This is a genomic window from Sporomusa rhizae, from assembly GCF_041428845.1.
Classification (GTDB): Bacteria; Bacillota; Negativicutes; order Sporomusales; family Sporomusaceae; genus Sporomusa; species Sporomusa rhizae.
This window is the reverse complement of the sequence record NZ_CP156925.1, coordinates 2,583,771-2,597,089: the sequence shown is the minus strand read 5'-3', so window position 1 is coordinate 2,597,089 and position 13,319 is coordinate 2,583,771. Positions and strand designations below refer to the sequence as shown.

The following is a 13,319-nucleotide window of genomic DNA, read 5'->3' as shown; positions in this document are numbered from 1 at the left end:
CACCGTACGTACCGTTCGGTATACGGCGGTTCAATAATTTTAACGTAAATGAAATGCCTCGTATTTCTTCGCTATGTTCATATAGCCTAGAGATTCGAGGTATTTGTCTGTTAGTGTCCTTTGTAAAATAGCACTTCCCGCAACACGCCAATACCCTAACCGTGTATTGGCATACTGCCAAGCTCTATTCCTATCCAGTCCCAGCTTTTGTAGATTCACAAACTTAGTCTGAACTTTCTTCCATTGCTTCCATAGATACATTCGCAGCCTGCGCCGTATCCATTTGTTCATTTCTTTCATGTTATTGCTCATGTTTGCAATGGAAAAGTAGTTCAACCAGCCTGTTGTATATTTCCTCAGTTCTTGCAGTGTGTCTTGGATTGCCCACCCACGACTTCGGTTGGTTATTTCCTTGATCTTCTCTTTGAAACGTTTCAAGACTTTCCCATGCGGACGTATTCCGATTTGTCCCGCTACCTTATGCAATGCAAATCCCAGAAACTTCACCCTCAGCGGACTGCCGATTTGGCTTTTCCGCTGATTTACTTGTAACTTCAAAGTTCCCTCAAGGAATTTCACACAACTCGCCATGACCCGCTTGGCTGCACGTTCCGTCCTGACATAGATATTGCAGTCATCTGCATATCTTACGAACTTATGTCCGCGCTTCTCCAGCAGTTGGTCAAATTTCGTCAGGTAGATATTGGATAGCAGTGGTGACAGGTTTCCTCCCTGCGGGGTTCCCGATGTACTGGGGCTGACTATACCGCCTTCCATGACTCCACTTTTCAGGTATTTCCGGATTAAGACGATGACTCGTTCATCCTTGATTTCTTCACGGAGCATGTTGATAAGCATGTCATGATTTACCGTATCGAAGTACTGCGCCAGGTCAATGTCTACTACTTTCGTGTATCCTGCCCTATAGTATGCTTCGGCTTGCTTTATCGCCTGATGCGCATTTCTGCCTACTCGAAAACCATAACTTCTTTCTGAAAATTTCTTTTCAAAGATGGGCGTTAACACTCGGGTTATGGCTTGTTGTATTAACCTGTCTAGTACGGTCGGTATTCCTAGCTTTCGGGTTCCTCCATCCGGCTTAGGTATTTCTACCCTTCTCACGGGTTGAGGGGTGTATCTTCCGGTTCGCAGGGATTCAAGAAACTCTTCTTTATTGTCTTTCAGCCACTGCTTCATATCTCCAACCTGCATGCCATCCACTCCGCCTGCACCTTTCTTGCGCAGTACCTGGGCATATGCTGCATTGAGATTGTTTCGGTCTAGTATTTCTTCTAACAGATTTACGCGGTTCTCTTTTGCATCTTCCAGTGTCGTCATGCTCCGCGCTCCCTTGTTACTCTCTGCTTCCAGCATACCCTGGCAAGGGCAGCCCATTTTACTGGTTTTCTGCTCTCTTAACATGACTTCACCTTCCTTTGCTCAAGAACTCGATTATTGTTCAGTCCTTCTCGAAAAACCTTCGGTACTATGACCTCTGCTGACTTCTCACAGTAAATCTTATTTCAACCATGCTTCGATTGAGTTATCTTCACATGTCTGTGAGATCTCCCCGGGTAAGAACGCAATCTTTCTCTCCATCTATCTGCCACATTTACAGCGCAAACTTTCGGATAGTTTCGGGCTTCGGTTTGTTATGCAACCTTACCCAGTTTACACTGCCTTATATGTGATTTCTGTTCGTCAGACCAGAGATTTGCCGCCGACTTCCTTCAGATTCCACCTCGCGGTGGACACCCTTGTCTTGAGCTATGCGCTTGGCACTATCTACCCGCGCTCGGGACTTTCACCCGTTAGATTGCGCCCATGCCGGGCGCACATAAACAAAGCAGACTAGATTTTTCTAGTCTGCTTTGTTTTACTATGTTGGGTTCTAGAGGGAGCCAAACGCCGTTTTTTGTTCCAATTTTCAGGTTGCGATACAGCAATATTCTGCTTGTTCCGTGGCGGCCGGATTAAGCATTTTGCTTCATATCCGATTAAATCTTGCCGGCCAGCTTTGACAAGAGCTTCCCGCACTAACTCATAATTTTTAGGGTTCCGATACTGCAATAATGCTCTTTGCAATCGCTTATCATGTGGAGTTTTGGCAACATATACCTTCTCTTCTGTTAGTGGATTAATACCCGTATAATACATACAAGTTGACAGACTGCCAGGGGTAGGAATAAAATCTTGAACTTGCTCGGGATTATAACCGGTATCCCGAAGGAATTCAGCCATTTCAATGGCTTCTTTAAGGCCAGAACCAGGATGACTGGACATAAAGTAGGGAACTAGATATTGTTCTTTCCCTAAATCTTTATTAACTTTTTCATAGGCTTTTTTAAATTTCAAATAGGTTTCTTTTCCAGCTTTGCCCATTAATTTTGTGACCTTGGGTGAGATATGCTCAGGAGCTACTTTTAACTGGCCACTGACATGATGTTCACACAATTCACGCAAAAATTCCATATCGTTCGCAGCCATCAAATAGTCATACCGCAATCCTGAACGGACAAAAACTTTCTTTACTCCCGGAATTTTTCTGATTTCCCTAAGCAGTTGTAAATATTCAGTATGACTCGTATCTAAGCTTTTGCAGGCATTAGGAAATAAGCATTGTTTGCCTCGACAGGTTCCTCGATCCATCTGATGCTCACAGGCGGGCTGGCGAAAATTAGCGGTAGGACCACCTACATCATGAATGTATCCTTTAAAATCTGGCATTTTAACAATTTCTTGGGCCTCACGCAATATAGACTCTGTACTTCTTGCCTGGATTATCCGGCCTTGATGCGCATATAGGGCGCAGAAAGAACAACTGCCATAACAGCCGCGATGGCTAACGATACTAAACTTAACTTCTTGTATAGCTGGAATACCACCAGCCGCTGTGTACGAAGGATGATATGTTCTTTGATACGGCAAATCATATATTTCATCCATCTCCGGAGTAGTAAGCGGCATAGCGGGCTGATTCTGTACTACAAACTGCTCACCATGACCTTGAGCCAAAGTTTTACCCCGGATAGGATCCTGTTCTAGATATTGAAACTTAAACGCATTTGCAAAATCTTTTTTACTATTGACAACATCTTGATAGCTTGGTATCTCGATATAATCCCAGAGATGCTCTAGCGTTTCGGTACGATAGCACGTTCCTGCTATATCCCGGATATTTTCAATACTAATGCCGGCTGATAATTGCGCGGCTACCTCTTTAATTTGTTTTTCTCCCATACCATAGATCAACAAATCGGCCCTGCTATCAACTAAAATTGACCGGCGTACACTGTCTGACCAATAATCATAGTGGGCAAACCGTCTCAAGCTGCCTTCAATTCCGCCAATAATAAGCGGAGTATGTTTCCAAATTTCCCGGATACGATTGCAATAAACAATTGTCGCCCGTTCTGGCCTAAGTCCTGCTTGGCCACCGGGCGAATAATTATCGGTACTGCGATATTTTTTTGCCGCTGTATATTTATTAAGCATGGAATCAAGATTGCCAGCTGATACTAAAATTCCAAGTTTAGGCTTTCCTAAACGTTTGAAATCATTTGTTGATCTCCAATCCGGCTGAGCAATTATTCCTACCTTGTAACCTGATTTTTCCAATAGCCTGCAGATAATAGCTGGTCCAAAACTAGGATGATCAACATATGCATCCCCGCTCACAAATAAAAAGTCCAGTTGATCCCAGCCCCGTTTGGACATATCGTCCTTAGTCATTGGTAAAAAATTTGTCATATCGGTATGATTAACCTCATTCCTATTACTATTGTGCAACACCTGTCAACGTAAATGTTTTAACGACAACGTCTCCATTTCCGCCAATTTTTCCTACTGGGCTACTATTGTACGTTAGATCAACAGCACCCGCATTACCAAATTTAGCGACCAGTTTGTTGGATGCTTCCCAAGTCAATGCTTCGCCACTTTTAGGAGTTCCTTCATATATCTCTTTACCATCTGCTATTATTTGTGTCCAACATTGGGAATTATATTTTGCTGTTACAACCACTTTATTTGCTGTTTTTGTCGGTGCCACAGATTGATTAGTTGGAGTTTGCGGGGGAGTCTGCTGCTGCATTGGTTGCTTAGGCTGTTCCGGTTGCTGCTGGGCGGTCGATTGAGGTGGTACTGGCGCCGGTTTTTCACTTCCGTTTGACCACCAAACTAATCCGGCTACTATGCCAGCTGCAACAACTACAACTCCAAGCCATTTCAAAGCGTTACCACTCTTTTGAGAAGTTGCTGCGACAGGTTCTTCCTGGATTGCTGGTGGTGGAGCATCTTCTGTTGTCTGCACTTTACTTTGACGATATATATCCATTACTTGTTGCGCGTCAAGTCCCAAAAAAGTAGCATAGTTACGGATAAAACCCTTTAAATACACTTCACCAGGGATAATCCCGTAGTTTCCTTCCTCGATAGCATTAAGATACAAGGCCCTAATACTTATAGCATTTTCAACATCTTTAATTGATAGGTCTTTTTTTAAACGTTCGGCGCGTAAAAGTTCCCCTACTGTTTGCAAAACAACTACCTCCCCAACTGTTGTAAGTATTGGACTATTTTTTCAGTCGCCTGCTCCATGTCATTAGCCTTAACCCATAAATCGTAATTATCTATGTCTGATTTTTCGTAACCGTACATTGGATCGTAGTAGTCTATAAGAAGTGTTCTTACAATTTCTTGTATTTTGCCTGTGTTAAAATCAGTCAATAGCTGGTCTGTTTTTTTATTGCCAAGGCGTCTGCGCAACGATTCTATGCTAGCAGCTATTGCTTGGCAATTATCGTTGTATATATCCAAATATTCTTCAATTAACCGTTCTACTCTTACTTCTATATCAGTAGATATCAATATTTTTTTACCTTGCTTCATAGCATCAAACAAACAATCTGGCAGATATACGTTGCCTATACGTTTACTTTCGCACTCAACAACTATATACGGCTTATTATTTAGCTTTTCAAGCGCTGTTAGTAAGGCAGCGTCAAAATTTTGCGCAGTCGCCGGCTTACCTAAGCCAATCTGGCCAAAAACTGATCCCCGGTGATTAGCCAGGCTTTCCAGGTCGATTACGGGAATATCACGATCAGCTAATCTTTTTAAAATTGCGGTCTTCCCAGTTCCCGTTGAACCGCAAAGAACTACTACTCGCGGCTTGACTTCAAAATCGTTTAGTTTAGTTAAAAGGTATTGACGATACGCTTTGTAACCACCCAACAGTTGTGATGCAGAAATCCCCATCATTTCGAGTATGCTTACTATGGATTTAGAGCGCATACCTCCTCGCCAGCAATATACTATAACTTGTTGTCCGCTTTTATAGAACTGGCGAATTTGCCCAACAATACTTGGCAACTTTGCTGAAACATAAGCTAATCCTAGCTCTTTTGCCTCTTCGGGTCCAACTTGTTTATAAGTTGTGCCAACCTCAACTCTTTCGCTATTCTCAAATAACGGAATATTTATAGCATTAGGAATGTGCCCCACTTCATACTCGACAGGGGAACGCACATCAATAAAGACCGGATTGTCAAGGGTTACGGCCTCTTCTACTCTAATAATACTATGCAAATTAAATCACCACTACTATTCTACCCTGTCCCCAAATGCTATAAGCATAAAAAGAGAGTTATTTCTTAAAATATCTTGAATAAACTTGTTCTGATGTCATGATAATTTCTCGTGCTTTACTGCCAAGATTGGGTCCCACAATCTTCATCTCTTCCATTGTATCAATGAGTCTTGCGGCACGTGTATAGCCGATACGAAATTTGCGCTGCAACATGGATACCGAGGCTTGCCCCGTTTCAAGCACCATAGAGACAGCTTCTTCAAGAAGCTCATCTTCAAAATGGGTCGTTTCCTCTTTACTGGAACTGCCTGTTTCAACTGTGGTTATGCCATCGTTATATTCAGGTTCTGCTTGTTCCTTAATGTAAGATACCAAGTCTTCCACTTCGCTATCCCCGATAAAGGCCCCCTGTATCCTTATTGGTTTTGAAGCCCCTACAGGGTAAAATAGCATATCGCCTTTTCCTAAAAGTTTTTCGGCTCCGGGCATATCCAGAATTGTTCGCGAATCTACCTGAGATGAAACAGCAAAAGAAATCCTTGAAGGTACATTGGCCTTAATAGTACCGGTAATAACATCTACGGAGGGACGTTGCGTTGCAAGCACCAAATGTAATCCGGCTGCTCTTGCTTTTTGAGCTAACCGGCAAATAGCGTCCTCTACGTCAACTGGAGCAACCATCATCAAATCGGCAAGCTCATCAATAATTATTAAAATTAGCGGCAACTGCCCTTCCGGGTGAAGTTCATTATAGCGGGCAATATCACGTACTCCTGAAGTCGCAAAAACTTCATAACGGCGTTCCATTTCTTGTACTGACCAGTTTAGAGCTGATGCTGCCTTTTTTGAGTCAGTTACAACCGGAGTTAATAGATGTGGAATCCCATTGTAATTCGACAATTCTACCATCTTAGGGTCAATGAGCACTAATTTCACTTGGTCGGGACGAGATTTAAATAGAATACTTGTTATTAACGTATTGATACAAACACTTTTACCAGAACCAGTTGCGCCCGCAACTAATAAGTGCGGCATCTTTGCCAAATCAGCAACAATTGGCTGACCTGCAATATCTTTTCCTAAACCTACCGTCAATCCGGAAGAGGATCGTTGAAATTCATCTGTTTCTAGCACTTCTCGCAACGCAACACCGGATAGTTCTTTGTTAGGCACTTCAATTCCGATAGCGGCTTTGCCGGGAATAGGCGCTTCAATGCGGACTCCTGACGAGGCCAGCTTTAGTGCTAAATCATCCGCTAGGTTAACTATCTTACTTACTTTTACACCAGGTGCCGGCTCAAGTTCATACCGGGTAACAGTAGGCCCTTGGCAAGTATTTATAACCCGGGCGCTGACGCCAAAACTGTCCAGGGTTTGTTCTAATATACGTGCATTATCAGTAACCTCTTTAGGCACTTTATTGAGGCGTGGACGATTAGGCTTTTTCAAAATTGAAACAGGAGGTAAGCCGTAATCGTTATTTGTGGACGCCGGAGACTTATCAACTGCAAATGAAACCTGCTCAGACTGCACCTTAGGAATACTGCATTCATCTTTAGGCTTAGGGTTTTCTTTTTTAGTGGGACACAGGTCAAACTCAGGCTGGTTATCCCTTTGCTGATCGTAGAATTTAGGCTGACTTGGCGGTTCCTCTTGATCAGAGAAAACGTTTTCCGCCGAGGCCGCTATAGCTTCCTTAGCCGAGGCTAAACTCTCAACTGCCCGATCTTTAGCAGTTACTAGCGTTTCAGCTAATGACCACTTTGTAGTCATAATAATGGAACAAAGCATTAACGCAGAAAGTACAATAATTGAACCATGTACTCCCAATAATTTACGTAAGGAAAAAAGTATCATACCCCCGGTAAATCCACCGCCGGAAACTAAGCTATCGGGCAGTATTTCCTGGCCTACAGGAATTTTAATATGATGATAAATAGCTAAAGTCACAACATATAGCAATAATAGGCCCCAAAATTTGATTGTGTAACAAATTGAATTTTTTGCGACAATATATTTTAGCCCGACAATAAATAGTACTAAAGGTACGATAAAAGCACCTATTCCGAACGTATATTTGAGCATTTTAGCAATAAATAGCCCTAATGGACCAACATTTAAACCTAATATGCTAATGAATGCCAGCAGCCCACCGGTCACCATAGTAATACCAAATAATTCATGCCTTAATTCAGGAGTTAAATGGGTCAACCATTTAGGCAAAACATACCACCTCTAAAAGTTTCTGTTCTACACAACGACAAAAACTCCTTTATTTTAGATGAAAAACTTGGTTAGCCGAGTATAAAACCAGTTTTTTATAACAAAGAAACGCTCTCGTTATGAGAGCGTTTCTATCACCGGTTTATAAGCGATAACGGTACCGGGCTGTAAGTCGCCTGATAGATAGTCTTCGGGATTGGTGGAGAGCAAACGAACTACCCTTAGTTGAGTAGGTGACAATCTTTCCGCCATTACTTTTTGACCATAGTAGTCGATTTCTTCATAGGCAGAAGCTTGACTGTTCGAGTCAGCAAAAATCAGTTCTTCCGGAACAATTGTCCAGAGAGTCATTACTGCTTCAGCCCCTTGCCGTCTTTATGTTCTTTGTAGGCGGTTATAAGCTCCTCTAACCTACTTAGGGCTTGAGATACACCGCCTATTTCATCGATGAGGCCATATCTCACAGCATCATTACCGCCGACAGATGTACCGATATCCCGGGACAACTCACCGGTTTTAAATAATAGTTCTTTCCACTTTTTCTCACTGATATTAGAATGGCTAACAACAAATCGATTGACTCGTTCCTGCATCTTTTCAAGGTAATCAAACGAACTTGGTGCACCAATTACCAAACCGGTAAGTCTGATTGGATGAATTGTCATGGTTGCGCTTTCGACTATAAAGGAACGAGTAGCTGATACAGCAATCGGCGCACCAATGCTATGCCCGCCGCCGACAACGATAGAAACAGTGGGTTTAGACATACTTGAGATCATTTCGGCAATAGCAAGTCCAGCTTCTACATCTCCACCTACAGTATTAAGGATAAGGAGCAACCCGTCAATCTCGTTTGATTGCTCTATCGCTACCAATTGAGGCATTACGTGTTCGTATTTTGTCGTTTTATTTTGCGGCGGAAGTACCATATGACCTTCAATCTGCCCAATTATAGTCATTACATGAATATTAGTTTTAGCAGTTGGTATTTCGGTAGCTCCTAATTCCTGAATGTTTTCAGCAGGTCCTGATTTTTTAGCTTGCCTGCTTCGTTTGGGAGTTTCACTTGGAGGCGGAGTTACGTGCGGTTCTTCGGGATTAACCCCTGGAGGTGCAATTACCGGATTATCATTAACTATCATTTAAGTATCCCCCTACTGATTAGCTTATCCTTATAGAAAGTAAGCTTTCATCTGGATAAGAACAAGATCTAGTACTTTTGCTAAAGTCATGTTCATAGCAATCTTCCTATCCTGATCCAAAGTTTAGCTTTCCGCTTGGATATGTTAGCATCGGTTTGCCCCTAGTTTAGTTACAAACCGCGTTTTCTTTATCACATATAGTATTAAGCTCTAATGAGAATTTCATACGGAGTAAACCAATATAAAAAGCCTTGATATACTTCGCCGAATAGCGAAATATGATCAAGGCTCTTGTTTACACTTCCATAATTATCGGCAAAATCATTGGGCGGCGGCGGGTACGTTCATATAAATATTTACCTAACGTATCACGAACATTGGATTTAATTGCAGCCCATTCGGTAACACCATTAAGCTCACACTTTTCCAAAGCTTGTTTTACCCGTTCTTTAGCATCTTCCATTAGTTGCTCAGATTCACGAACATATACAAAACCCCGCGACACAATATCTGGTCCTGCAGCCACTTGACCGCACTGTTTGTCCATAGTAACAACAACTATTAGTATGCCATCCTGAGACAGTTGTCGACGATCGCGAAGAACAATATTACCTACATCTCCTACTCCCAATCCATCAACAAGCACATTGCCTGAAGTAACCTTTCCTGCTATACAACCCTTTTCCGCAGTGAATTCCAAAACTTGGCCGTTTTCAGCAACAAAAATATTTTCTTTAGGCATTCCAAGCGACTGTGCTATTTTTGAGTGCTTTATCAAATGTCGATATTCACCATGTACTGGAATAAAAAATTTGGGGCGTATAAGGTTATGCATTAGCTTAAGTTCTTCCTGGCTTGCGTGCCCAGATACATGAATACCTGAAGTCGATTCGTATACAACCTCGGCACCTTGCTTGAAAAGATAATCAATGGTACGGGAAACCAGTTTTTCATTACCCGGTATAGGTGTAGCCGAAATAATTACAGTGTCACCTGGAATTATTTCAACCTTTTTATGATCAGACATTGCCATTCTGGTTAGAGCTGACATAGGTTCCCCTTGACTACCGGTTGTTAAAATAACTACACCAGATGCCGGATAATTATTAATTTCATCGATATCAATGATAACCCCATCCGGCACATTTAAGTAACCAAGTTCTAAAGCAATATTAACTACATTAACCATACTGCGACCAAGAATTGCAACCTTACGCCGGTACTTGCATGCGGTATCAATAGCCTGTTGAATACGATGAATATTAGAAGAAAATGAGGCTATGATAATCCGTTCTCGCGCATTACGAAAAGTCTCATCAAAGGTTACCCCTACTGATTTTTCGCTCTGAGTATAGCCAGGCCGTTCGGCATTAGTACTATCAGCAAGTAAAACCAAGACACCTTGATCACCTAGTTCGGCAAATCTATGGAAATCAGTTACTTTTCCGTCAACAGGAGTCTGATCCAGCTTAAAATCACCAGTATGAACAATTACACCAACAGGAGTCTTTATGGATAACGCCACCGCATCCGCAATGCTATGACTTACCCTAATAAAGCCAACCTCGAAATTGCCAATCTGTATTTTATCGCCTGGTTTTACCGGAATTAAATGATTTGCCGGAACATTACTTTCTTTTAAACGTCCCTCTAAAATTCCGAGCGTCAAACGAGTACCATATACCGGCACATTAAGCTGTTTTAATACATAAGGCAAAGCACCGATATGGTCTTCGTGACCATGTGTTAATACAATAGCCTTTACTAAATCGCGGTTGTCCAGTAAATAGGTAATATCCGGTATAACCAGGTCAATCCCCAGCATGTCGTCTTCCGGGAACATTAAACCTGAATCAATAATTATTATTTCATCACCGTACCGAACAACCGTCATGTTCTTGCCAATTTCCCCCATGCCGCCCAAGGGAATTAATTGGACCTTGTTTGGTTGTCTTGCCAAAAAAACATACACCTCCGCTAATCTAAATTGTTTTGTTCTAATAAGTTGTAAACCGCCCGTTCGTTTAAGCATCAAACAAAAAAAACCGGCCGTCCAGTCCACTTGTGAATAATTATAACCCATTTAACTTCCTGTGACAACAAGTGGCAAATCTCGCTCGACAATATTATATGCAATTACTGGCAATACATGCAAAAACCGGTAGCTTCCGCTACCGGTTTAACTTGCTTTTATTTATATTCCTCTATCGTTAAGGTTGCACGTATACCATGTTTTTCCTAATTATAGAGCCCCTACTGTTTTCATTACACTTTTTATCTGCTCTACTTCAGCATCAGTAGGCGGAACTAAAGGTAATCTTAACGGTCCCGCATTTAGACCAATTAAGTTCACAGCCGCTTTGATAGGTATCGGATTTGTAGTAACAAATATAACTTTGAAGAAAGGTATAAGCTCTAGATGAATTGCTTGTGCTTTTGCCATATCACCAGCAAGAAAAGCCGCAATCATTTCTTGCATGCGTTTTCCTACAATATGCGAAGCTACACTGATTACTCCGTGACCGCCAACAGCCATTGCAGGCAGTGTCAGACCATCATCACCGCTGTATAATAAAAAGTCATTAGGAGTTATACGCATAATCTCGGACATTTGATCTAAACTGCCGCTTGCTTCTTTAACAGCTACAATATTTTTAATTTCGGCAAGACGCGCAACCGTAGAAGGTAAAATATTAGAACCAGTGCGTCCGGGAACATTATAGATAATCAGTGGCAGATTAGTGGACTCGGCAATCGCTTTGAAATGCTGATAAAATCCCTCCTGCGGTGGCTTATTGTAATAAGGCCCGACAAGCATAGCGCCGTGTACACCAATTTTTTCAGCCTCTTTTGTTAATTCAATAGAAGCCTTGGTGTCATTTGAGCCTGTTCCGGCAATAATAGTAGCTTTGTCACCGACCGCTTCCATAACTGTCGCATATAATTTTAGCTTCTCTTCTTTACTCATAGTTGCGGCCTCACCGGTACTCCCGGCAACAACCAATCCATCAGAACCATTATCGACTAAATATTTAGCCAGATTGGCAGCTTCTGTATAGTTTACACTGTAATCATTATTAAACGGGGTTACCATTGCTGTTAAGATCCGCCCGAAATTCGTCATAAAACTCTCCCCTTTAATTTGATAAACCGAATTTTTCATGAAGAGCTTGAACTGCAGCTCCAACATCGCTTCTTGGAACTAGTACGGAGATTGAAGTATGCGAGTCAACAGTCTGCAAGATAACAATTCTATTCGATGATAATGCTTCAATAAAACTTGCCATAACTCCAGGCACTTCTCGCATCCCGCCGCCAACTACAGATACTTTGGCACAATTCTCCAGAACTGCAATTTCGTATCCTTGCTGCCTGAGTTTCATTGATGCTTGCTCCGCATGCTCCGCATTAATAGTAAACATAATTTGTCCAGGATGAATATTAATCAAATCCACACTAATGCCATTATCAGCCATTGTTTTAAAAACTTTAAAGCTAGCGTCCCCGCCCATAGAATCATCAAGATGTACTTTTATCTGAACAATATTAGTCAAATAGGTTACACCTGTTGCTACCCGGTCAATTACCTCAGCCCCATCAGGGTCCTCCTTAGCAATGTTAGTAATAAGGGTACCCGCTGCATCGGTAAACGTCGATTTAACTACCAATGGAATATTCTTTTGCATTGCAATCTCGACAGCGCGAGGATGAATGACCTTCGCTCCTTGATGAGCGAGCTGGCAAACTTCCCCATAACTAATACATTCAAGAATTTTAGGGTTATCGACTATTCGGGGGTCGGCCGTCATTATTCCATCAACATCTGTATATATTTCCACTAATTCAGCATTAAGAGCAGCTCCCAGAGCAGATGCTGTAGTGTCACTACCGCCACGTCCTAAGGTAGTAAATTCATATTCAGTTGTCATACCCTGGAACCCGCACACAACAGGTACTTTTCCTTGTTTTAAGAGGCTATTTATCCGGGTAGGATCAACTTTCAAAATCCGAGCATCAGTAAAATTAGTATCGGTAATAATCCCGGCGTGTCCCCCTGTAAGCATTACCGCATCCATGCCCGCAGCCTGCAGTGTGCCAGCCATAACAACTGCTGAGATCATTTCACCGCAATACATAATTTGGTCAAGTTCGTGTGCAGCGATATTTTTATTGGCGGTCTTGGCAACACCAATCAACGTGTCAGTAGCGTAGGGAGCACCTTGCCGTCCCATTGCCGATACCACAACTACCGGACTATATCCCTGGGAACGCGCCTTTTCAATCTTACGTAGCACAAGTTCCCGCACTTCGGGTGAAGCTACCGACGTTCCCCCGAATTTCTGGACAATTATACGCATTTTCTA

The 13,319-nt window shown here is 42.2% G+C and carries 10 protein-coding genes; all 10 read right to left on the bottom strand.

The features are described 5' to 3' along the window. Nucleotides 1-39: 39 nt before the first annotated feature. The 10 genes from ltrA to dapG all read right to left on the bottom strand — a co-directional run bounded on the left by ltrA (nucleotide 40) and on the right by dapG (nucleotide 13,313). The gene (gene ltrA, locus SRRS_RS12055; protein ID WP_371369113.1) at nucleotides 40-1,422 is read right to left on the bottom strand and encodes a group II intron reverse transcriptase/maturase; all 1,383 of its coding nucleotides are present in this window, start codon (nucleotides 1,420-1,422) and stop codon (nucleotides 40-42) included. A gap of 429 nt (nucleotides 1,423-1,851) precedes the next feature. Beyond that, a complete protein-coding gene (locus tag SRRS_RS12050) occupies nucleotides 1,852-3,750 on the bottom strand; it encodes a YgiQ family radical SAM protein (protein WP_371369111.1) in 1,899 nt (632 codons plus the stop codon). A gap of 28 nt (nucleotides 3,751-3,778) precedes the next feature. After that, nucleotides 3,779-4,540: a helix-turn-helix domain-containing protein gene (locus SRRS_RS12045; protein ID WP_371369109.1), complete on the bottom strand. Its 762-nt coding sequence runs from the start codon at nucleotides 4,538-4,540 to the stop codon at nucleotides 3,779-3,781. Between the two features lie 5 nt (nucleotides 4,541-4,545). Continuing rightward, entirely contained in the window at nucleotides 4,546-5,589 is a 1,044-nt protein-coding gene (gene mnmH, locus SRRS_RS12040; protein WP_371369108.1) for a tRNA 2-selenouridine(34) synthase MnmH, read from the bottom strand. Between the two features lie 58 nt (nucleotides 5,590-5,647). Then, nucleotides 5,648-7,753, bottom strand: a complete 2,106-nt coding sequence (locus tag SRRS_RS12035) for a DNA translocase FtsK 4TM domain-containing protein (protein ID WP_371369809.1) — start codon at nucleotides 7,751-7,753, stop codon at nucleotides 5,648-5,650. Nucleotides 7,754-7,930: 177 nt separating this feature from the next. Continuing rightward, complete coding sequence (locus SRRS_RS12030; protein ID WP_371369106.1) at nucleotides 7,931-8,164, bottom strand: YlzJ-like family protein; 234 nt, start codon at nucleotides 8,162-8,164, stop codon at nucleotides 7,931-7,933. Then, on the bottom strand, nucleotides 8,164-8,955 hold the full coding sequence (locus SRRS_RS12025; RefSeq protein ID WP_371369105.1) for a ClpP family protease: 792 nt from the start codon (nucleotides 8,953-8,955) through the stop codon (nucleotides 8,164-8,166). Before SRRS_RS12025 ends, SRRS_RS12030 begins: the two co-directional genes overlap by 1 nt. A gap of 295 nt (nucleotides 8,956-9,250) precedes the next feature. Continuing rightward, nucleotides 9,251-10,915, bottom strand: coding sequence for a ribonuclease J (locus SRRS_RS12020; protein WP_371369104.1), 1,665 nt, complete (start codon nucleotides 10,913-10,915; stop codon nucleotides 9,251-9,253). 282 nt (nucleotides 10,916-11,197) lie between these two features. Continuing rightward, on the bottom strand, nucleotides 11,198-12,079 hold the full coding sequence (dapA, locus tag SRRS_RS12015) for a 4-hydroxy-tetrahydrodipicolinate synthase (RefSeq protein ID WP_371369102.1): 882 nt from the start codon (nucleotides 12,077-12,079) through the stop codon (nucleotides 11,198-11,200). Between the two features lie 13 nt (nucleotides 12,080-12,092). Continuing rightward, on the bottom strand, nucleotides 12,093-13,313 hold the full coding sequence (gene dapG, locus SRRS_RS12010; protein WP_371369100.1) for an aspartate kinase: 1,221 nt from the start codon (nucleotides 13,311-13,313) through the stop codon (nucleotides 12,093-12,095). Nucleotides 13,314-13,319 lie beyond the last annotated feature (6 nt).

Bases quoted from the DNA above. Each gene is read 5' to 3' on its own strand.
- SRRS_RS12030 (WP_371369106.1), bottom strand. From the start codon at position 8,164: ATGACTCTCTGGACAATTGTTCCGGAAGAACTGATTTTTGCTGACTCG.
- dapA (WP_371369102.1), bottom strand. From the start codon at position 12,079: ATGACGAATTTCGGGCGGATCTTAACAGCAATGGTAACCCCGTTTAAT.
- SRRS_RS12035 (WP_371369809.1), bottom strand. From the start codon at position 7,753: ATGGTGACCGGTGGGCTGCTGGCATTCATTAGCATATTAGGTTTAAAT.
- dapG (WP_371369100.1), bottom strand. From the start codon at position 13,313: ATGCGTATAATTGTCCAGAAATTCGGGGGAACGTCGGTAGCTTCACCC.
- ltrA (WP_371369113.1), bottom strand. From the start codon at position 1,422: ATGTTAAGAGAGCAGAAAACCAGTAAAATGGGCTGCCCTTGCCAGGGT.
- SRRS_RS12050 (WP_371369111.1), bottom strand. From the start codon at position 3,750: ATGACAAATTTTTTACCAATGACTAAGGACGATATGTCCAAACGGGGC.
- SRRS_RS12025 (WP_371369105.1), bottom strand. From the start codon at position 8,955: ATGATAGTTAATGATAATCCGGTAATTGCACCTCCAGGGGTTAATCCC.